Annotated in this window: 17 protein-coding genes, 1 tRNA gene and 1 pseudogene; 13 read left to right on the plus strand and 6 right to left on the minus strand. The window is 59.8% G+C overall.

What is annotated here, in order from left to right; translation table 11 throughout:
- Positions 1 to 180 precede the first annotated feature (180 nt).
- Positions 181 to 1,218 (plus strand): hypothetical protein, encoded by a 1,038-nt coding sequence (locus tag CP556_RS01505; protein WP_098724009.1) that lies wholly within the window; start codon positions 181 to 183, stop codon positions 1,216 to 1,218.
- 105 nt (positions 1,219 to 1,323) lie between these two features.
- On the opposite strand, the pseudogene CP556_RS26505 reads toward CP556_RS01505, so the two are convergent.
- Positions 1,324 to 1,470 (minus strand): annotated as a pseudogene (locus tag CP556_RS26505) (ISH3 family transposase); the annotation flags it as partial.
- 230 nt (positions 1,471 to 1,700) lie between these two features.
- Positions 1,701 to 2,078, minus strand: a complete 378-nt coding sequence (locus tag CP556_RS25160; protein WP_141551616.1) for a hypothetical protein — start codon at positions 2,076 to 2,078, stop codon at positions 1,701 to 1,703.
- Positions 2,079 to 3,039: 961 nt separating this feature from the next.
- On the opposite strand from CP556_RS25160, the gene CP556_RS01510 reads away from it, so the two are divergent.
- The 6 genes from CP556_RS01510 to CP556_RS25165 all read left to right on the plus strand — a co-directional run bounded on the left by CP556_RS01510 (position 3,040) and on the right by CP556_RS25165 (position 11,183).
- Positions 3,040 to 3,414 (plus strand): DUF7344 domain-containing protein, encoded by a 375-nt coding sequence (locus CP556_RS01510; RefSeq protein ID WP_218011948.1) that lies wholly within the window; start codon positions 3,040 to 3,042, stop codon positions 3,412 to 3,414.
- Positions 3,411 to 3,911, plus strand: coding sequence for a DUF8112 family protein (locus CP556_RS27495; protein ID WP_486187768.1), 501 nt, complete (start codon positions 3,411 to 3,413; stop codon positions 3,909 to 3,911). Before CP556_RS01510 ends, CP556_RS27495 begins: the two co-directional genes overlap by 4 nt.
- Entirely contained in the window at positions 3,850 to 4,809 is a 960-nt protein-coding gene (locus CP556_RS01515) for a hypothetical protein (protein ID WP_218011949.1), read from the plus strand. The genes CP556_RS27495 and CP556_RS01515 overlap by 62 nt, the downstream gene beginning before the upstream one ends.
- A complete protein-coding gene (locus CP556_RS01520; RefSeq protein ID WP_098724010.1) occupies positions 4,806 to 6,044 on the plus strand; it encodes a PD-(D/E)XK nuclease family protein in 1,239 nt (412 codons plus the stop codon). Before CP556_RS01515 ends, CP556_RS01520 begins: the two co-directional genes overlap by 4 nt.
- The gene (locus CP556_RS01525; RefSeq protein WP_098724011.1) at positions 6,037 to 9,513 is read left to right on the plus strand and encodes a UvrD-helicase domain-containing protein; all 3,477 of its coding nucleotides are present in this window, start codon (positions 6,037 to 6,039) and stop codon (positions 9,511 to 9,513) included. The genes CP556_RS01520 and CP556_RS01525 overlap by 8 nt, the downstream gene beginning before the upstream one ends.
- Before the next feature lie 1,187 nt (positions 9,514 to 10,700).
- Positions 10,701 to 11,183 carry a hypothetical protein gene (locus CP556_RS25165; RefSeq protein WP_141551617.1) on the plus strand — a complete coding sequence of 161 codons (483 nt, stop codon included), beginning with the start codon at positions 10,701 to 10,703 and terminating at the stop codon, positions 11,181 to 11,183.
- Between the two features lie 367 nt (positions 11,184 to 11,550).
- Here the strand turns inward: CP556_RS25165 and CP556_RS01535 are convergent.
- A tRNA-Arg gene (locus CP556_RS01535) sits at positions 11,551 to 11,625 on the minus strand.
- A gap of 149 nt (positions 11,626 to 11,774) precedes the next feature.
- Between CP556_RS01535 and CP556_RS01540 the strand changes: the two genes are divergently transcribed.
- From CP556_RS01540 to CP556_RS01555, 4 genes are all read left to right on the plus strand, one after another.
- A complete protein-coding gene (locus CP556_RS01540; RefSeq protein WP_098724013.1) occupies positions 11,775 to 11,957 on the plus strand; it encodes a DUF7511 domain-containing protein in 183 nt (60 codons plus the stop codon).
- A gap of 267 nt (positions 11,958 to 12,224) precedes the next feature.
- Positions 12,225 to 13,085, plus strand: coding sequence for a geranylgeranylglycerol-phosphate geranylgeranyltransferase (locus tag CP556_RS01545; protein WP_098724014.1), 861 nt, complete (start codon positions 12,225 to 12,227; stop codon positions 13,083 to 13,085).
- A 193-nt stretch (positions 13,086 to 13,278) separates the two neighbouring features.
- Positions 13,279 to 13,911, plus strand: coding sequence for an RAD55 family ATPase (locus tag CP556_RS01550; RefSeq protein ID WP_098724015.1), 633 nt, complete (start codon positions 13,279 to 13,281; stop codon positions 13,909 to 13,911).
- 335 nt (positions 13,912 to 14,246) lie between these two features.
- Positions 14,247 to 14,657 carry a CoA-binding protein gene (locus CP556_RS01555; RefSeq protein ID WP_098724016.1) on the plus strand — a complete coding sequence of 137 codons (411 nt, stop codon included), beginning with the start codon at positions 14,247 to 14,249 and terminating at the stop codon, positions 14,655 to 14,657.
- Between the two features lie 52 nt (positions 14,658 to 14,709).
- Here CP556_RS01555 and CP556_RS01560 read toward each other — a convergent pair whose 3' ends face one another.
- From CP556_RS01560 to CP556_RS01570, 3 genes are all read right to left on the minus strand, one after another.
- Complete coding sequence (locus tag CP556_RS01560) at positions 14,710 to 15,852, minus strand: polyprenyl synthetase family protein (protein ID WP_098724017.1); 1,143 nt, start codon at positions 15,850 to 15,852, stop codon at positions 14,710 to 14,712.
- 102 nt (positions 15,853 to 15,954) lie between these two features.
- Positions 15,955 to 16,935 carry a PLP-dependent cysteine synthase family protein gene (locus CP556_RS01565; protein ID WP_098724018.1) on the minus strand — a complete coding sequence of 327 codons (981 nt, stop codon included), beginning with the start codon at positions 16,933 to 16,935 and terminating at the stop codon, positions 15,955 to 15,957.
- A gap of 97 nt (positions 16,936 to 17,032) precedes the next feature.
- Positions 17,033 to 17,362, minus strand: coding sequence for a DUF5798 family protein (locus CP556_RS01570; protein ID WP_098724019.1), 330 nt, complete (start codon positions 17,360 to 17,362; stop codon positions 17,033 to 17,035).
- 140 nt (positions 17,363 to 17,502) lie between these two features.
- Here CP556_RS01570 and CP556_RS01575 point away from each other — a divergent pair, with 140 nt between their 5' ends.
- Together CP556_RS01575 and CP556_RS01580 are read left to right on the plus strand one after the other, a co-directional pair.
- On the plus strand, positions 17,503 to 17,871 hold the full coding sequence (locus tag CP556_RS01575) for an Hsp20/alpha crystallin family protein (protein WP_098724020.1): 369 nt from the start codon (positions 17,503 to 17,505) through the stop codon (positions 17,869 to 17,871).
- 220 nt (positions 17,872 to 18,091) lie between these two features.
- On the plus strand, positions 18,092 to 20,341 hold the full coding sequence (locus CP556_RS01580) for a CDC48 family AAA ATPase (protein WP_098724021.1): 2,250 nt from the start codon (positions 18,092 to 18,094) through the stop codon (positions 20,339 to 20,341).
- Positions 20,342 to 20,412 lie beyond the last annotated feature (71 nt).

A 20,412-nucleotide genomic window follows, 5' to 3' on the forward strand; every position in this document is an offset into this window, starting at 1 on the left:
ACTCTCTACAAATCTATCAAGAGACGTGGATTCGAAAAGAGCCGAATGTGGTGAATCTAGTCGAGAGAAGTTAAGAACGCTGTCAAGGCACTCTTTGGAGTCAACAGTATGGGATATCTGAGCGATCTAGCAAATCCGTTGCGTGCATTAAAATGGAGTCCGCTCGTCCTCAACATATGAATGCTATCTGAGAAAGAGTGTTGCGAGGACTACATAAAACAACAATCGGAGGCATACGAGCGAGAGGTCAAAGTGGCGAATGCCCTCCTGAGAGATACTGATCACCTTATGGATGCGGCAGCTGGCGCATTCGCTGGTTCGATCGACGCACTATACACGCAATCCGATGTCGGCCGTGAGCGGCTCGTAGAGTGCAAGACCTCCCCGACCTTTCGAGGCCTCGGCCAACTCATCCTCTATACATACTTCCGGCGGCGCGACCGTGAACTGGTTCGACAGCAAGACAACGACAATGAGACAAACTGGGAGACGACTAAGGAGATTGAGAAAGACGAGACACACCTGATCGAGAAGGGTTGTGGGACCGAACGAACAGTCCACGCGAAACCGGCACTTGAGGAGATTGAGCAAATCCTTGCAGTCTGTGAGGTTTCTCCCTCAGACGCCCCGCTTCTCTCAGCATACCTCGATCTGGGAATGACGGTTAAACACCGGACAAGCGGGACGTGGCGGGAGTTGAACGCCGACGTGGTCGGCGTGGGGTCTCCTGATGGAACACCCCCAATAACGGGTTGGATTGAGGGGGTTTCCCGCGACTCGCTCGGCAGTTCCACTGAAGAACAGCTCTGGGAAGCTGTTTCAGGAGTGTTTGAGAACGAGCGTGTGTTCAAAGAGGTTCCAATTGGATCTCATCTCTACCCGGACAAACAGACATCGCTTAGAGCGGACGTAGTGGTTCCAGTAAACGATCACTGGTTCGTCATCGAGATCAAGGAGAGTATGAACGACACGGCAATTTCGGATTTCCAGCGAGCGTTCGGGCAAGCCGTTGGCTACGCAAGTCTGTTTGCTCGTGAGTGGGACCTGCCCCAGAATCAGGTTATCCCGGTTGTCGTCCAGCAACCGCTTGCACTCGTCGGGGAGGTCTATCGTACTGACCGATATGATGACGATGACGATGTCGATATGATGGCAAGCTCCGCCTTTAGCAGTATGACGGAGCCGTTAGTTCTTGGAGACCCACAGACGTTTGGGTAGTCACCACCCGTTGTGGCCCTCACGTCCCTCAGGGACATCACTGGCAGGATGGAAGCGCGACAGTGACAGCGTTTCCACTCATGAGGAGAGGTACTAGACCAGTAACTACCGGTGGATCAGGTTGTCAGGTAGTCGGTTCGTGTGGAGGGCCCGACGCACCGGGAGGATCGTCCATGGAGTCCGCCGAACCATATTGACGAACTTATTGCATGGCCACCACCAGAGGCAACGCCCCCCTCGGCGCGGCGTCGCCGTCTTTGAACACACCTTCAGTAAGCAGCCGTTCTAACTAACTGGCTTTGTGAGGTGTTGATAATCCTCTTCGAGGAGATGTTTGTATGCTTGGAACTGGCCTATAGTCTTGAACGAGAAGGGGGCTCGTTTTGCTTCGGAGATAGTAGCCAGTTCCTCTTCAAAATCGTCTGATTCACGGAGCCCCCGGATTTAATCTTCTCACACGGCTTTCTGCGATATCTGGAATACTAGCGAAACATTCCTTGATACGGTTCGTATACCAGATGATTTCCCCAGAGTTGTTCATGGTGCGTATCGAAATCACGATCAGGATTGTCTGCAGATCGCAAGTGAATCGTACTCTTGACTGATTTATTCCATGGGATTCGTGTTCCGGTTTCACTCCAGAGTACAAGTGGCTCTCCGCCAATTGTGGGTTGCTCGCCGGTCGTCTGGAAGTGTACATCAACGACGGCAGGTAACGTAATCGGGTCATGAGCAATCCACCATGCTAAGCCGTGATAGCCCGAATTCCGATACTTAGACTTTTGAAGAAGAGGAACTTTCTCACCATCGATAGAGAGCGACCATGAAATCTGGTCATAGATACGTTTCCCAGCACGCATCTGGCTGGACCCTCGTTGTGTGTCAGCTGGGGCGAGTTTGTCGTGTGTTCCGAGGGCGATAGCACCCCAGAAGAACAACGTCGTTTCCGTAGGGATCACACGGGTTTGGCTGGTTCTATTGAGCGGGAGTTTAAGTTCAACCGAGGGGTGAGAAATGTTTTCAAACCGAGTCATTCGACTGATAGACTGGTACTCGGGATGGTTCGATGGGGCTAGCATCGAGATCGGGGTCTACGTCAATTACTCGGAATTCATGACTTTCTCCCAGGTCTAGAAACCGGCCTGAGCTACAACTATAGCAGATCTGCTGAAAAGTCTCCCCAGAAGATCGAACCCTAGGTGATTCAAATCTGGCTGCAGTACCGCACTCCGTGCATACTGCTTCGTACACGTTATCTGGATTAGCCCACCTATCCACTTCGAATTCCTCAACTGCCTTCTGTCCAGTCATATGCAATAATTCACGACAGATATTCTTGGAGACTGTATAATAGGCTTTCCCCTATGAATAATAATTATCTGTAGAGTGATGAATTCCGACCCACGGTGACACCCTTCCTCCACGGTTAATTCGCAATCCTCCTCGCCGACTGTTTCACGACAGATAGAACCGAACTAAAGAACCTCAACAGAGCCAGTGAACCCTAACTAGGGTCCTGCTAACTGCATGGTTTAATCTTCCTCCTGTGGCCGGAGAGCGTCAAAATCGCTGACTGCTCACTAACTATACAAATAGTTTTTATACTCCATTCAGTACCTTATGACGGCGTGAAACCGCCGCCCGGTGGTGGAAGCACCGGGCAGATGCTGCCAGCTATGACAGCGAAAGACACTACTCGTGTCGTGAGTGATAACTCTGTCTCTCACGCGATTGAGGGACTGATTCCTCCACAGCACGGGAAACAGAACCGAGATGTACAGGTCACTTTCCAAGTAATCGACCGGCTTCGGGAGGTGGCGAATGGAGCAGACTAGCTCCTGCCGTGCGATCCCGATGGATCCAGACGATGCGTTTCGCGCAATCTCGAACAGCCGTCGCCGGAGCGTCATTCTGTCGTTAGCGCAAAGTGAGGATGTTCTCTCTGTATCGGACCTCGCCGTCGAAATTGCGGCAATCGAGAACCTCACCGACCCAAGTGAGGTAACCTCGAAGCAGCGCACACGCGTATATATTTCACTTATCCAATCTCACCTGGAAACGCTTGATGAAACGGGTGCTGCAGTATACGATAGCCGATCCAAGCAGGTTGCACCGACGGAAGCAACGGACCCCTTGGCCACGCACATTCGCCAGATTTCGACTGCGTGTTACAAACCCTCGGAGGAAGATGTATGACTCCGGAAGAAGCACGCAGCGTCTCTGATGAATTAGTCCAGCAAAAGCTTGGCTACCAACTGGTCCGACTTCAGGAGTTGCTCTACGGACTGTCCACAGACGGAGTTGACCCATTTGCTTGTATCGTAGAGTCATACTCCCGTGGCGACGTAGAGAGGGCTGCAAAGCAGGTGTTAACGGGCCAGTCTTTTCCCGAGAGTACAGCAGAGTGTGACCACTGTGGTCGATCCCTGTCTGAGGGGAGTTCTATACAGGTCCGTGGACGTCGTCCCGCTGGGCTGCTCAGCTGGTACATCGCTGCTGTCGCGTGTGACTCCTGCAACCTGTCGCTGAATCCGGAGCCTGATGGGTTAGATGTAGTAGCGACTGCGCGACTGAGCGCCGTTGACGCCGATGATGGGTTATGGCTTCAACAGGTTACCATTGAGGAATCGAGTGGAACCTGCTACAGTCCTGCTGTGGAACGGTCAGAGAAACCAGAAGAAACAGATAGTTGATGTGGCTATGATTAATGTAACTATCCGAGAAGAACAATCTGCTGACAAGGAGATTCTACATCTTACTCTCCCTCCACTGGCAGACTCTGGCCAATCAATGGAACGAACCATCCAAACCCAGCTCCCACGGAACCTAATGCTTCATGTCGGTCATGAAGAGACGCTCCTGGAGCGTGTACGGCACTCAACCAATAGAACGGAGTTAGTTCTCGCACCAGTCGAGTTACACCGAAGGAACATACAGCGCCGACTTCGTGAAGCCCAACTCCCCAAAAACCGCCTCCGCTTCGCAGATCCGCCAGAGGTTGGAAAGCGCCTCCTTCCAGACGACCAGCAGTCGAGAGATGCGATTGACCGTATCGATCGATTATCGATGATTCAGTCGCTCTTGGCAGAGAATGATAGGTTGGATACCTCTGAACCAACGATACCGTCTGCTCCGCAAGAGATTGAGCAGATTAGAACGGTAGTTGAGAGTGTAACGGGGTTTCACCCAGAACGCCTTGAGACATTTAGCGGAATTGCGGAGGAACTCCCATCTCCAATTGATGCTGATTCCGCTGAGATCTTGGAGGGGGCTGTAGCAGTCGAGCGCGCCCTCCGTCAGGATATCGAGAAGGTGGTTTCTGACGTGGAGTTTGTTCGACGTGCCTCACAAAATCTTCTTCGGACTAATGGAACCTGTCTGGAAGCCGCGTTTCCGGATGTCGAACGAATCTCGCTTGTTGGAGTCAGTAGTCTCCCTGCAGCACACGTCGATCTACTGCACGCAATTCTGGAAGCAACGCAGGTCCCGGTTCACATCCATTTCCGTCGTGGAACCGGATCATACCTTTCGCGTCGTCTCCCTGAACTTCTCAATGTTACCGAGCCTGGTACGGTGGTGTTCGAGTCGTGACCGCTGAAGATCGCCTCAGCCTTTCGAAACCACTTGAACCCCCTGACGTGCCTATTGCTGAGATCAAAGCGAGGACACGGCGAGCGGAGGCGAGAAGTGTGATGGCTACCGTAGCAAGTCTCCGAGACCACGGTGTCCCAACCCGGGATATTGCCGTAGTAGTACGCGACCTCGACAACTACGAGGAGCCGTTGTACCGTGCTTCCGTTCACTATGGACTAACGCCCGTGTTTTGGGTCCAGCTCAGGGTAACACAGACACGCCCATTCGCACTCATCGAGTCGGTATGCGACGTCCTCGCCTCTGATAACCCATCTCGGGAAATCCTATGTCGCCCGCTCGAACACCGTTGGGCCCCTCCGTCGGCGATGTCGTCGGAGTGGCCAATCGATCCCAAGACGGTCCAGGTGTCGATGCAGGCGTTACCGGACGAATCACGAACCCTCAGTGAGTGGCACGACGAACTCGAAGCGAATCCGGGGATCGACGAACGCTTCGTGACGTATGCCGAGTGGCTCGGTGACTGCCCCGAACCGACCCCGGAAGCCGTGACGAACGTCCTTACCGACGTCGTCGATACGTACGAGGAACTCGGGCTCCCGGTAACGAAGGAGAATGATTCCCCCTCGCTTATCGAAACAGAGCGTGACGCCCGAGCAACCGTTCGTGTGAAAACTCTCGTCCAACAGCTGCGCCACAAGTACGCAGATCGACTCGATGAAGGAATACTTGGCCGGTCGTGGAGTAGCGTCGCAGAGTTAAGTCAGCTAATCGCTACCCAGCGCCCAGGCCGACGGGAACACTCAAACGCACGTGCTATCGACATCGTTGAAGCGAACGACATCTGGCTGTTGAACGTGCCGTACGTCCTCGCTGTCGGGTTGATCGACGGTGAGTGGCCTCAGCAAACAGAGAGTGTCGTCCCCCCGGAACTCCAAGAAGCAATCCTCCGTGGCGACGGGCGTGTTGGAACGCTCGCACCACGAACAGCGTGGACAACGGGTCGAGACCGTGACCAGTTTGACGACACGTTGCGGGCCGCTGGAAATGGACTGATTGTGACTCGCCACACAGAATCCACTTCTGGAGAAGAACGCCGTCCATCTCCACTGCTAGACCATCTGGACACCGACCTTGTTCCTCCCGACGAGCGCCGACAGCTGATGAGCGAAGAACGAGAACTCCCGAACGACGTTCGAGCGATGCTTAACCACGAGGTGGCCAACAGTGAGTGACGATCCGATCCGCCTCCAGAACGCGCAACGAGACATTCGGGACGCGTACTTCGACCACGATTCGGGATTGTATACTCTCAACTGCGTCCCAGGTGCAGGGAAATCCGAGGTCACTGACCATATCTCCGCAGAGGACATTCTCCGTCGCTACGTTGCTGGAGACCCGACACCCGAACAGCGAGTTGCAGCCATCTCGTTCAACCGTAGTGAGGCGGAGAGCATCATTCCAGATATCTGTGACCGCCTTCGGGAGATTGTCGAACACAATCTGGTCCCCGCTGCAAGCAAAGTCTCAGATACAGAGGTTGAATATCTGATCCAACGGATCAGACAAGCACCATTCGTCGGTACTATCGACAGTATCCTTCGGGACGTGCTGAGTGAGATCGCCTCCGACATCGGCTTTGAGGAGATGCCGGTCGTTGGCAAAACGGCTCGGCAGAAACACCTGCATGCTGCCTGTTACCGGGGCATTCAGGAGGATCCAGACTTGGCACAGCGAGTAGAGCGGCTGGAGGACGCGTATCCCACTGGCGAGTATGACGACGACGTGAGCGAGATGCTTGAGACTGCCGTCACCTACTGTCGAGATCGCCGTATCTCTACGGAGGGGTTCCGCTCCAATCTCGAACAGATTGTTGAAGACGTCTACGCAGAGGGTCGCCCAAGATCGTTCAGCGATGTCGTCGCCGCGGTGGAACACTGTGTCGGGGCAGACATTGACGAGAGTGCCTACGACGACATCGGCGACGACGAACGAGGCCGAATCTGTGACGCAGATTCGAGACTTCACGGCGACTGGCGTGCCCGTATTGACGATTTCTGTACAGTACTCGAAGAGTATCGAATTACGTATCGTCAGACTATCCGCGACCGTGGCGTTGTCTCCCACACAGATGTTGCGTACCTCGTGGACGCGTACTTCGACGACCGACTCGGTAATGTCGATGATGCTCACCGGGCCAGAATCAGACAGCGATACCAGACAAGAATACAGAGTCTGATTATCGATGAGGCCCAAGACGTGTCGTCGATACAGCACGCCGCACTTTCCCATCTGGTCACCTCCAGTGCGCGTGTGTTCGGCGCGGGCGATCTGCTCCAGAGCGTCTATCTGTGGCGGCACGCTGAACCAACGCTCTTCGAGACCGCGACGGTCGAAGGAGAGTATCTCGGAATCAACTGGGATGTCCACGAGCACCGGACTGCGAAGACGACGTACCGGTGCGTCCCCGATGTCGCCAGTGCGATCAACGAAATCTCGGAAGCAACGCTCACGGATCCAGCACGTGGGAACCTCGGAGAACTGGACGTCCGGTACCCTGGGCTAGAAGCTGATCGTGGTTCGACCGACGAGTCGAATGTCCACATCGCGGCATTCGATCCGATAGCTTCAGACCCTGATTCGTACGCCTGGGTCAGTCCTGTCGAAGGTCGTGGGGAAGCAACCACACTGGCGACGCTCCTCTCGAAGGGGCTTGCAGATGGGTCGTTCACTGACGAGAACGATGACCCTCTCGGGATCACCGTGTTGTTCCGATGGACGTCGAAGATGGATGTGTATGAAGAGGCGTTCGAGGAAATGGGGCTCAGTGTTCGGAACGCGAGTGAAGATCTCTTCGAGTGCTCAGTCGTCAATGTAGTCCTTGACGTCTGTGAATGGCTAGTCGCACCTGCCGACCCCGAAAGAACCCGCGCGCTCGTCACCGAGTCGAATCTCGGTCTCGAACCACTCGCAGACAACTTTGAGGCCCACCATTGGGATATCGACGCGGTTCTCGATGACTGCGACCTCACGGACGCACACCAGCACGTACTCGATGGCCTCTCCGAACTCCACGACCGACGTGATAGCTTCCTCTCCCGCCCCGCTGGCACCTACGCCGAGGACATCATCGAGACACTTGCCCTTCGCGCAGATTCCTATGGGTGCTTCGACGTCGATCCTGCACAACGGGTCGCCAACCTCGATGCACTCGTAGAGACCTTGGAGGAGTGGGAAGCGGACGAACATTTCACTCCACGTGAACTCACCGAGCTGGTCGAACCGTTTCGAGTGAGCCCGTATATGGGACCGAACCAGCCGAGTACTGCCGACACGAGTCACGACGTCGAATTTCGGACGGTCCATGACGCTAAGGGCGACCAAGACGACGTCGTCGCCGTTGCGAATCCCGGATTCAGCCTCTGGAAGCACGGGCCTCAAGCACAACGGTTCCTCACTCAGGGGAGCATCGCCGGACTTGCCCCGCCGACGGACACCGAAATTCCCTCAGACATTGCTCTCCCACCGTTCGCCAACGGACTCTACGATCCCGAGGACACCCGGGACCGCGATGTTGGATTGCGGTGGGCTACGGGCCACTGGTGCGATGACGTCGCCAAGTCCGCGGACGCAACATCGCTGGTTGGCCCCGACCGTCTCAAACGGGTTGCGGCGAACGAACGAGCCGAAGCCTGGCGGCTCCTGTATGTCTCGCTCACGCGGGCGAGAGACCACCTCGTTGTCCCACTCCCACGGTCACTGCCCGATGAATCCCGGCCCCGAGACCGGTGGCTTGACACGATCCGAGACGGGCTCAACTTCACCGGTAAGCAAACTGGGTCGTACACGGTCGATACGGACACCGGGTCGTTCGACGTCGGCGTCAATGATGTCGCACTTCGCGCAACATGGACAAACAGGGTCACGTCTCGTGACGACGACGTCGCCGTCAATCCACCACGACGCACCGATCTCGATCCATGGGTTCCACGGTTCGCCCACCCGAGTACGCTGTATCCACTCACGGACGATCCCGACGAACAGGTACTTGACCACCTCCTCGGCAATGCCCTGCACACAGATGCTAACGACGTTCCCGACGACGTCCCCCTGCAGTTCGACCGGTTAGGCCCAGACGACGTCGGCTCTTGCTTACACGAGGTGTTGACCACGCTTGTCGAACGCGAGGTTCCGGAACACACTCTTCGATCGCTGGGTGACGAAGTTCGGCGCGTGTTCGATGACGTCGTAGGCGACCACGCTCCGCGAACCGGAGACAATGAACGCGACAAACTGTTCTCCTTCTTCCGAGAGGAGGTACTGGACGACTTCCTCGCGTCCGACTTGTGGGAAGAAATCCAACGAGCCGAACGGGTTACCGTTGAGAGACCCATCGATGGTCTCGTCACTGTTGACGACGTCGAAATAGAGATACACGGCACGAGCGATTTTGTCGTTGAATCGCCCTCCGGCGAACAGTACGTGGCCGATCTGAAGATCACGCTGACGGATCAAACACCGGAGACGCGACGCCGGTACGAACTCCAAGTAACTGCTTACTCGTACCTCTTCGAGCAGCAGGAGAGTTCCGAAGACCCAGTGGATCGGACAGTAGAGACATTCGGCGTCGAACGAGATACAATCGAGTCGTCGTGGCCGTCGGAAATTGTCGAACGGAGACTTGCAACGTTGGTTCGACAGTAGTGCCAATCGGTGGTATGTGTTGCCTTGTCGAATACTATTTCATTACTGGCAGTCAGCGGCTCTGCTGCTCTGTCGTGATTCTAAAAAATTCATTGTAAACGTAGGTGAGGGCAGATGTCCACCAGCGAGTTTACGAGCGGAAAATGAATTCAACAAAATAGGATTGCTGGCGACCTCAAGCGTTAATAGGCTGGTATAGCATTCCGTCGATGGTGTTGGTCACTCCTCAGACCCTAACCTATTATTAAGACTGCAGGATAACTAGTGCGATGCCTCGGGTGGTCTCTGGGTTGTCGTTATAGGTTTTCTCTTGGGTGTGGGTGAGTACTGGCGGTGTGTGAGCGGCTGGTCGTTGACAAGTTCGTTGGTGTCGATCGTGACTGTGTCGCCGACGTCGTCTGCACCCCAAGTGCCGCGGGGAGGACACTGTCCCGTGACCGCGGGTTGCGTAACACTTCGAAGCCCAGCGGCGTCTGAGTGTCCTGCCCCCCAGTGGTCAACGTCTCAACTTCCTGGGAGGTAAATCCTCCATCCACTCCATATCAATACACGTCTTCGGACGATATTGGCCGGTATAGACCCGCGCCAAACGCCTCTCAAAGACACAGATTGCTTGGCGCTGCTTCTAAGACGCTTAGAACCCGCGCCATGATTCCAACACCCAACAGTTTGAGACATCCTCCAGGAACAGTTTCCGCGCATGGTTTCCGCATACATCTGTTTCATTTCCGCGTAGGGTTTCCGCCACGAGCTCACTATTCCGCGTATGGTTTTCGCACCGACGCGGAAACCCCCTGCGGAAACTTATGGGCGTGGCGAAACTACATTGACATGTGATGACAGGGACAGAATTAGACGATGAGAATCAGATGCAACTGACTGATATCGATGGGGGACAGGTCACTGATGACGATGACTCGGGTACTGTGGTCTGTGTGATTGTCCACGCCCCCACTCGAACGGAATTGGCGGATGCGGCACGGTCGTGCTTAGCGCATGCCTCCCAGATTGTCGGTACGGATTGGGCTGATTCTGCTGGGCGAGCTGAGCTTGGTCGGCGTGTTTCAACGGGGGTGCTCTCTCTCGATGGTGGGGTGAGGGTGTCACGCGGGCATGTCTTGGCGCTGGGTGTTGACTCTGACAGGGCGCACGTCTCGGCAGGTGTTGAACAGGTTGAGCAGAGCCCGATGACTGACGTGGTCGTTGACAGCTTAGCGACGCTCGGGAAGAACCATGCAGAGATCCAAGACAGGGTCGATACATTGGTCAACGCTGGCGTGACACTCCATCTGAACGATACTGCAGCGGAGATCAACAGTGACTCTGCAGACGCGTTACTGGGCGGTTTGCGGTCGCTCGATAAAGCGGGGGTCGAACTTCAGCGGGAGGCTAAGGTGCAGGACGTTCGTGACTGGGCGGACGGGATTGACCGTGACCGCGGGCGTGCTCCGCTCGGCTTCGCCTATGATGACTCGGGGACAGTCGTTCCTGGTGAGGACTACGATGAGGTTCGCGGTGTGTTGTCGATGGTGTTGGACGACAGTCCTGATGGGCTGTCGAAGCGGAGGGCTGCGGAGCGTCTCGGTGTCGCTGATCGGACGATCGGGCGGGCACTGGATAATCTGGACCGGTACGGGCTCGAAGAAGAGGGAGAGGACATTGAGGAGTGAGCGCGGGTTTGGGGGTGCCTGCCTCTCTCCCGCCCGTTACACCTGGACTTAGTACTTCCTCCGCTGCTCTGTCTTCTGCCGTTCTGTTCTCTGGTCGTTTCGGAGATGAGATTGATTGTTCCACCAGAGTGCGACAGGACTGGGAGTGTGTGCACTTGACGAAGTGTGAGGCGGTGTAATGAGTTATCCAATCGATCACCACAACGACCCCTATCTTTTTGTCGTTAGACCTAGAGTTTAGATCTAGCGAACCGCATGACGGCGACGACCCCCGTGATGAATCGGAACGGACTCTTTCGCGCTCAGAGTGTCTTCTTTAAAAGGAAGTCTACGCCGTCTGTTGAATCTAGATCGTTCGGAAAACGGATGGGCGCTGCAGGATTTGAACCCGCGACAGCTTGGTCCGAAGCCAAGAACTCTGTCCAGACTGAGCTAAGCGCCCGCATCGCTTCGTTCCCGATGTATCCGTATAAGTCACTCGATTTTCACCGCTTTCGCCAGTGATAGACACGCCCACGCCTCGAGAGTTTTCACCCACTGACAATCGCCATCAGGGGTCTTTGTTATGTAGTCCCAACGTCTACACGTACTATGACGAAATCCGAGGCCCCCGTCCCCGACGAGGTGCAGTCCGGTGCGCCCCCGCTCGAGTTACTCTCCGACGACGAGTACGTCTGGACCGCCGTCCCCGCGGACGCAAGCGGCGACGAGCGGGTGAGCAAGTGGCTCGAGGTCGAGGACGAGGTGCTCTGCGACCTCGAGAAGTGGCGCTGAAACGGCGGACTGAGACGAAACGAAAGCCAGTTTTCTCTCGTTCGACTCCCGTCTCGTTCTGATTGCGAGGGAAGCCAGCCCGATGTCGCCTCCGCCTGATCCAGTGGTCGACACTTCACCGAAATGATACGTCACGCGCCGATCGAGCTGACCGACAGCGAAGCTTCCAGCGGCCAAGCCGACCCCGAAGCAACCGACCCGAGAGCGTACACGGCCTCCCGACGGCGGACCGCACCGTTTAACCGGTCCGCATGACCACTCCAGCGTATGACAGCCGGGGAGACCGGTCGCGGGTTGCTCGAGTTGACGCGGCCGGTGAACGTGATCGCGGCGGGCGTGTTGACGTTCATCGGCTCGTTCGTCGCCGGCGGCGTGACCGAGGAGCCGATCGCGGTCGCCGCAGCAGTGGGTGCCACCGCGTTGGCGGTCGGTGCGGGGAACGCGATCAACGACTACTTCGATCGGGAGATCGACCGGATCAACCAACCCGAGCGGGCGATCCCCCGCGGTGCGGTGAGTCCGCGCGGCGCGCTGGCGTTCAGCGTCGTCCTCTTCGCCGGCGCGGTCGTCCTCGCGCTGGCACTGCCCCGGCTGGCGATCGGTATCGCGATCGTCAATCTCTTGGCGTTGATCGCGTACACCGAGTTCTTCAAGGGCCTTCCGGGACTGGGAAACGCGCTCGTCGCCTACCTCGTCGGCAGCACGTTCCTCTTCGGCGCGGCGGCGATCGAGGGGGGCGAAATCGGTCCAGCGGTCGTGCTCTTCGTGCTCGCGGCGATCGCGACGTTGACCCGGGAGATCATCAAGGATGTCGAAGACCTCGAGGGCGATCGCGAGGAGGGACTCCGCACGCTCCCGATCGCGATCGGGGAACGCAGGGCGCTCGCCATCGCGGCCCTCTTGCTCGTAGCGGCAGTCGTCGCCAGTCCGATACCGTACCTTCGCGAGGAGTTCGGGGTCGCGTATTTACTCGTCGTCGTCCCCGCAGACGCAATCATGCTCGTCGCCGCCTACGAGAGTTTCGAAGACCCGACCGCCGGCCAATCACATCTCAAGTATGGGATGTTTCTCGCTGCAGTGGCGTTTATCGTCGGTCGTGCTGCCCTCTCGATGTCACTGTCGCTATAGTGTGCGATTGCACCGGTATAGCGCGATCGGAAGTGGACGATAGGCCGGACATGTGTGACGATTGAACGAATGTGCCGTGTATTTCAATCAAAAGTACTATAAGCGGCTTCGCGTATTCTCATACAACACGCCGGCTATCGGAGTGGGCTGTGGTACCAGCTCGTTGCCACGGCAATGGATGTGAGTATCCCGTATGTATGACCTCGCAGATGTCCTGCCGGACGCCGAACTCAATCCGGGGACGAACGTACTCGTCGCTGGCCCGCCACTGACTGGGAAACGACGGATCGCCTTCGATATCCTCGCGAGCGGCGCGAACCGCGGTGACGGCTCGATCATCGTCACCACGAAAGATAGCGCAGACAAGGTTCTCGAGAGCTTCGACGACCGCGTCGACGAGGGCGTCGAACCTGACATCGGCGTCGTCGACTGCGTAACGAAACAGCGCGGTATCGGAACTATCGACGACGATCCGCGGATCAAATACGCCTCCTCGCCAGTTGATATGACCGGCATCGGAATCAAACTCTCGGAGTACCTCCAGGAGTTCTACGAGACGCGAGGGGTCACCCAAAACCGCGTTCTGTTGCACTCCGTCTCGACGCTGCTGATGTACTCCGATCTGCAGACCGTCTTCCGGTTCCTCCACGTCTTCACGGGTCGAATCCAGAGTGCAGACGCGCTGGGTGTCTACGTCATCGATTCGACGGCTCACGACGACCAGACGATGAACACGCTCAAACAGCTGTTCGACGCCGTCATCGAACTCGAGGAAGCGGCCGACGGCGAGGAGCCCACGATTCGGACGGCCGGGCTTTCGACGTAGGTATCAGTCACGGCCTTTTCCATCCTCAATCGGAGATAGCCGTAGCCACTGCGATTTCGGCGCTGTAACGGCCGACCGCCCGTCCGCTATCGGGTGGGAAATCGAACGGGGCCGAACGCTCGCGAGCCGAACCGACGTGACCACGGCCGCCGGGCCGCGCACAGCGAGGTGCAGGCCGCGAGCACGAGGGAGGGGGTTTCGGGGAGGGTAGGGCATCGGATCTCCCGAGGATCGACATTTTCGACGCCACAACTCACTGCCGCCATACCCCCGCGCCACAACTCACTGCCGCCACGATCCCGAGACGTTTACTCCTCGAGCCCGTACGCTGCGGTATGCCAGTCAAATCCGCGGACGAACTCGAGACGATTCTCGGATACGACGCGATCGGCGTCGTCGGCTGCTCGAGCACGCCCGGGAAGGCGGCCCACGACGTACCGAAGTACCTGCTCGAGCACGGCTACGACGTGATTCCGGTCAACCCTTTCGCGGACGAAATATTCGGCCGCGAGGTGTACGACTCCCTCGCGGACGTCGAGGAGGAGATCGATGTCGTCTGTATTTTCCGCCCGAGCGACGAGGTGAGCGAGATCGTCGACGCAGCCCTCGAGCGCGACGACGTGCGAGTCATCTGGACCCAGCAGGGCATTCGCGACGACGAGGCGGCGGCCCGCGCTGAGACCGACGGTCGAACCGTCGTCCAGGATCAATGCATGAAGGTCCAGCATCGACGGTTGATGGCCTGAAGGGTGGCCAGAGAGAGACTGCAGTCCTGAGAAGCCGCCGTAGACCGCTCGATTACGAAACCGACCCGGACGCCGTTCGAAGATCGGCTAGCGCGTCCTCGAGGGTCGTGTGCATCACACCGTCGACGATCGACTCGAGGTGTTGCAGGCGGATCGCCGTTCGAACGACCGGTTCGTCGGGGAGTTCGGTGACGGTCGAACCGATTTCGTCGGCGTCGACGGCAGTCGGGTACCGGTATTCTTCGACGCGCTCGGCAACGTACCGACGCGTCGAGCGCTCGTCCCCCGTCAGCCGGTCGCGGATGTCTCGTCGCTGCTCCGGCGCGACGGTCTCGGCGACCGGAACCGAACAGATCGACTCACAGTACCACGTCAGCGCTCGAGCGGCGGCCGCGAGCAGCGCCTCGTTCGACCGGTCGAGCGACGCGGACAGTTCGGACGAGGCGGCGTCGATTTCGGCCCGGCGCTGGGCGATGAGTTCCTCGAGTCGGTCGGGAACGTCGGACGCGAGGACGGCCTCGATCAGCGTCTCGGTCGAGCGGTACTCGTCGGGCTCCCCGTCGAAGCAGACGAGCGGCAGCGTCGCGACGCCGTTCTCGACGTCTTCGGGCAGGTCAGCGAGGTCGTCGATGACGGTCAACACGAACAGGCCGTTCGTCGCGATCGTCCGCAGGTACTCGAGTTGCGCGTCGGAATAGCGGCCCAGAGCCGCGATGATCTCGACCGCGAGCTCGCCCCAGATGCCGCCGCGTTCCTCGATGCGAGCGATCGCATCGTCGACGGTCGCCGTCGTCGCGTCGAACGATTCCTCCGCGAGCTGGCCCGACCCGATTTCGCGGACGGTCTCGAGCACCGGGCGCAGGTCGACGTCGGCCGGCGTCTCGGCGACGGCGGCGGCGACGTTCGCGAAGGCGAGGTCGCCGACCGAGACGTGTTCGTTCAGTCGCTGCTTGCGATCCGCGCCCCACTCGTCGGCCTCGTCGATCGCGTCGTCGTGGAGCGCGCTCGCGACGAAGAGATCGGTCGGGATCGACGCGAGCGTCGCGGCGAGCTCCTCGTCGTCGGTCTCGAGCGACGCGAAAAAGTACGTGAACGCACCCAACAGGCCGCCCTGGTCGGCGTAGGCGTCGACTTTCGGCCGTAGGGCGGGCGGCAGATCCGCTTCGGACTGGAGGGGGTCCGACAGCCGGCTCATATCAACTCCTTCCGGGGAAATCAAAAGAGTGTACTGGTTAGCGGGTGCATCGGGATCGGTCACCGGTCCGTCGGTCGATCGATGCCCCGGTCTGGGGGCGGTCTACGACGTCCACTCCTCGAACGTGCGGTAGATCCCCTTCGAGAGGTAGCGCTCGCTCGAGTCGGGGAAGATCGTGACGACCGTCTCGTGGGGAACCTCGAGGTCGCCGTCGTCGATCCGTTCGGCGACCCGTTTCGACGCCACGCTCGCGGCACCCGCACTCGAGGCGATCAGGTGGCCCTCCTCGCGGGCGAGCCGTTTGAGTTCCGCGTGGGCCGCCCGATCCGAGACGGCGTCGACCGCGTCGACCAGTTCGGGCTCGAACAGCTCGTTGGTCGCGGTGTCGTGGGTGCCGATGCCCTCGGTCTTGTACTCGGCTTCCGCGCGCTCCTCGCCGAGGAGTTCGCCGTACACCGATCCCTCGGGCTCGACGGCGACGATGTGGGTTTCCGGATCCTGCTCGAGCGCGTAGCGGGCGATCCCCATGAGCGTGCCAGCGGTGCCACAGCCGGCGACGACCGCGCCGACTCGACCGTCGAGCGCCTCGAAAATTTCGGGTGCAGTCGTCTCGTAGTGGGCTTCCGTGTTCAGCGGATTCGAGAACTGCTGGGGGACGGCGGCGTCCTCGAGTTCCGCGGCGAGTTCGTGAGCGCGCGCGATCGCACCGTCCATGCCGTCGTCGGAGGGCGTGTTGATGACCTCCGCGCCCAGCGCCGCCATCAGCTGCTGTTTCTCGACGCTGAACCGCTCGGGGACGACGAAGACCGCGTCAAGGTCCAGTTGCTCGGCGGCGATCGCCAGCCCGATCCCCGTGTTACCGGCGGTCGGCTCGATGATCGTCCCGCCGGCCGCCACGTCGCCGCGCTCGAGCATTCGCTCGAGCATGTACTTCCCGATCCGGTCTTTGATACTGGCCCCGGGATTGAACGTCTCGAGTTTCGCGTAGATGGGGACGTCCGCGGGCCCGTCCTGCAGCCGAACGAGCGGCGTTCGACCGATCGTCTCGAGGACCGAGTCCGCCGGCTCCTCGTGGGTCGTCATCGTGCTGGCAGAAGGTATCCCCGCTGTTAGCTCTTGTCCCGAATAGGTGCCTGACGCCGGGAACGTGAACGGACGAAACGGCGGGAGTCTCGAGCCGTTATTCTGCGGGCGTGTCGCTCGCAGTAGCCTCGGCCGTCGTCTCCCCGTCGGTCGCCGAATCGTCGGTCTCGTCCTCGAGTTCGGCTTCGTCGATCGCCGCCTCCGCCAGGATTTCCTCGCCGTCGAGCCCCTGTTCCTCGGCGATGGCGAGCAAGAGCGCGCGCTGTTCGGTGAGCTGGTGGTCCATGCGCGTGACCGTGTCGTGGGTTTCGTCCATCTCCTCTTCCAGCCCCGTAATACGCTGCTGGAGTTTCTGTACCTGCTTGTACATCGCTTCCGCTCGGTCCGAGATGCCCTGAATCTTCTTTGCGGTGCTGCCGAGTCCCATACCCGAAGGATGTGTCGGGTAACTAATGGGCCTTTTCCTCCGCTCGCTCGCGCGTAGCGTTACTTGGTACCAAACACCATGATTCGAAAAAGTTATTACGAACCGCTGACAAGCACAAACTGTATTCGAGGTGAACAGCCATGGTGCGAGCGAGCCCACCGAGCACGTGGATGCAAGGCCTCGACCTCCCGTCTCAGCTGTTCGGTGAGACCGGAGGCAGCGACTACGAACTGTACGAGGAGGACGACGAGTTCGTCCTCACGATCGACATGCCGGGCTTCGAGACCGACGAGATCGATCTGGCGTGGGACGACGGCGTCCTGAACATCGCCGCCGAACACGCCGACGAGAACCGCGGGCGCAAGAAGACCTACCACCGTCGGTTCCGGTTCCCCAAAACCGTCGACGACGAGGAGATCGCCGCCGAGTACACGAACGGCGTCCTCGAGGTCCGGCTACCGACCGCCGAGTCGACCGCCCAAGGGAAGGAGATCCCGCTCGAGGGCTGATCGCTCCCCGACTCGGGACGGTCGAACCGACCTCCCTCACCTCCGCGCTCACCACGGTGAACCGCTTCCCGGGTCCAGCCGGTGAACCACCTCCCCGTCGACGCGTTTGACGTTCCGCACGCGTCGATCGGTCGGCCCCCGTCCTGATTCCGTCGTTCACGCGTTCGAACGCGTCGGCGAGCGGTATCCAGCACGACCAGTACGACCCCGACTCACGACTATGCGACTCCGAGTGAAACCGCTCAAACGGAAGGACGCAGGCAGCGGTCTGGCCGCTATCGACCGCGAGACGATGGCCGAACTCGGCGTCTCGAGCGGCGAGTTCGTCGCGCTCGAGGGGCCGGAGGGGCGCGTCGTCGCGCGCGTCTGGCCGGGCCGCAGCGAGGACACCGGACGGGGTATCGTCCGCATCGACGGCCAGCTCCGACAGGCCGCGGGCGTCCGAATAGACGACGCGGTCGATGTCGAGGCCGCCGATGTCGAACCGGCCGAGCGGGTCACGCTCGCGCTGCCCGAAAACGTCCGGATTCAGGGCGATGTCGGCTCGTATCTCAAGGACAAGCTCTCCGAACGGGCCGTCAGCCCCGGCGACACCTTCTCGTTGTCGCTGGGCTTCGGGCTCCTCTCGACGCGCTCCGGCCGGCGGCTCCCGGTCACCGTCGTCGACACCGAACCGAGCGGCTCCGTCGTCGTCGGCGGCGAGACCGAGGTCGCGGTGACCGAGCGCGACGCCGACGAACTCTCGGTCGAAGCGACCGGCCCGCTCGAGGCCGGCGATGACGCCGACGGCCAGCCGCCGGATGTGACCTACGAGGACGTCGGCGGGCTCGACGACGAACTCGAGCAGGTCCGCGAGATGATCGAGCTGCCGATGCGCCACCCCGAGCTGTTCCGAGCGCTCGGCATCGAGCCGCCGAAGGGCGTCCTGCTGCACGGCCCACCGGGGACCGGAAAGACCCTGATCGCCCGCGCGGTGGCGAGCGAGATCGACGCTCACTTCCAGACGATCTCCGGCCCGGAGATCATGTCGAAGTACTACGGCGAGAGCGAGGAACAGCTCCGCGACGTCTTCGAGGAGGCCGCCGAGAACGAGCCATCGATCGTCTTCATCGACGAACTCGACTCCATCGCGCCCAAGCGCGAGGACGTCCAGGGCGACGTCGAGCGCCGCGTCGTCGCGCAGCTCCTCAGCTTGATGGACGGCCTCGAGCAGCGCGGCGAGATCACCGTCATCGGGACGACCAACCGGATCGACGCGATCGATCCCGCGCTTCGCCGGCCCGGCAGGTTCGACCGCGAGATCGAGATCGGTGTCCCCGACGCCGCGGGCCGCGAGGAGATCCTCCAGATCCACACCCGCAGCATGCCGCTGGCCGAGGATGTCGACCTCGAGCGCTACGCCGAGTCCACGCACGGCTTCGTCGGTGCCGACCTCGAGAACCTCGCGAAGGAGGCCGCGATGACCGCCATGCGGCGAGTGCGGCCCGAACTCGACCTCGACGAGGACGAGATCGACGCGCAGGCGCTCGAGGCCATCGGGATCGCGGAAGCCGATTTCAAGAGCGCAATGCGGGGGATCGAGCCCTCCGCGATGCGCGAGGTCTTCGTGGAGGTTCCCGACATCAGCTGGGAGGACGTCGGCGGGCTCGAGGAGGCCAAAGAGCGCCTGCGCGAGAGCGTCCAGTGGCCGATGGAACACGCCGACGCCTACGAGCGAGTCGCGCTCGAGCCCGCGAAGGGCGTCCTGTTACACGGCCCGCCGGGAACCGGCAAGACCCTGCTCGCCAAGGCCGTCGCCAACGAGTCCCAGTCGAACTTCATCTCGGTCAAGGGCCCCGAACTCTTCGACAAGTACGTCGGCGAGTCGGAGAAGGGCGTCCGCGAGGTCTTCAGCAAGGCCCGCGAGAACGCGCCGACCATCGTCTTCTTCGACGAGATCGACGCCATCGCGAGCGAGCGTGGCAGCGGCGTCGGCGACTCCAACGTCGGCGAGCGCGTCGTCTCCCAGCTCCTGACCGAACTCGACGGGCTCGAGGCGCTCGAGGACGTCGTCGTCATCGCGGCCTCGAACCGGCCCGAACTGATCGACGAGGCGCTCCTCCGACCGGGACGGCTCGATCGGCACGTCGAAGTCGGCGACCCCGACGAGGACGCCCGCCGCGAGATCTTCGAGATCCATACGCGGGAGCGCCCGCTCGCCGACGATGTCGATCTCGACGACCTCGCGGCCCGGACGGAGGGGTACACCGGGGCCGACGTCGAGGCCGTCTGCCGCGAGGCCGCGACGATCGCCGTCCGCGAACACGTCCACGCCGAAGCGACCGGGGAAGAGCGCGACGTCGAGGCGATCGAACTGACGAGCGAGCACTTCGAGCGAGCGCTCGAGGCGGTCTCACCCGAGCCGGCCGGCGAGTTCGGGGCGACGACGGAGGAGTTCGACGACGCGTTCGAGGGTGCCGAAGCGGAGTGACTGATCGGCCGTTCGTCGGGTTGCCATTCGCCGTGACTCGCGGCCTTTTTGGGTGAGTGTTCCCGTCCCGA

Origin of the sequence: Natrinema sp. CBA1119 (genome assembly GCF_002572525.1) — an archaeon.
In the GTDB taxonomy this organism is placed as follows: Archaea; Halobacteriota; Halobacteria; order Halobacteriales; family Natrialbaceae; genus Natrinema.

Bases quoted from the DNA above. Each gene is read 5' to 3' on its own strand.
- CP556_RS01570 (WP_098724019.1), bottom strand. From the start codon at position 17,362: ATGGGACTCGGCAGCACCGCAAAGAAGATTCAGGGCATCTCGGACCGA.
- CP556_RS01555 (WP_098724016.1), top strand. From the start codon at position 14,247: ATGCCAGTCAAATCCGCGGACGAACTCGAGACGATTCTCGGATACGAC.
- CP556_RS01560 (WP_098724017.1), bottom strand. From the start codon at position 15,852: ATGAGCCGGCTGTCGGACCCCCTCCAGTCCGAAGCGGATCTGCCGCCC.
- CP556_RS01550 (WP_098724015.1), top strand. From the start codon at position 13,279: ATGTATGACCTCGCAGATGTCCTGCCGGACGCCGAACTCAATCCGGGG.
- CP556_RS01510 (WP_218011948.1), top strand. From the start codon at position 3,040: ATGGAGCAGACTAGCTCCTGCCGTGCGATCCCGATGGATCCAGACGAT.
- CP556_RS27495 (WP_486187768.1), top strand. From the start codon at position 3,411: ATGACTCCGGAAGAAGCACGCAGCGTCTCTGATGAATTAGTCCAGCAA.
- CP556_RS01565 (WP_098724018.1), bottom strand. From the start codon at position 16,935: ATGACGACCCACGAGGAGCCGGCGGACTCGGTCCTCGAGACGATCGGT.
- CP556_RS01580 (WP_098724021.1), top strand. From the start codon at position 18,092: ATGCGACTCCGAGTGAAACCGCTCAAACGGAAGGACGCAGGCAGCGGT.
- CP556_RS01505 (WP_098724009.1), top strand. From the start codon at position 181: ATGCTATCTGAGAAAGAGTGTTGCGAGGACTACATAAAACAACAATCG.
- CP556_RS25160 (WP_141551616.1), bottom strand. From the start codon at position 2,078: ATGCGTGCTGGGAAACGTATCTATGACCAGATTTCATGGTCGCTCTCT.
- CP556_RS01540 (WP_098724013.1), top strand. From the start codon at position 11,775: ATGACGAAATCCGAGGCCCCCGTCCCCGACGAGGTGCAGTCCGGTGCG.
- CP556_RS01545 (WP_098724014.1), top strand. From the start codon at position 12,225: ATGACAGCCGGGGAGACCGGTCGCGGGTTGCTCGAGTTGACGCGGCCG.
- CP556_RS01575 (WP_098724020.1), top strand. From the start codon at position 17,503: ATGGTGCGAGCGAGCCCACCGAGCACGTGGATGCAAGGCCTCGACCTC.
- CP556_RS25165 (WP_141551617.1), top strand. From the start codon at position 10,701: ATGACTGACGTGGTCGTTGACAGCTTAGCGACGCTCGGGAAGAACCAT.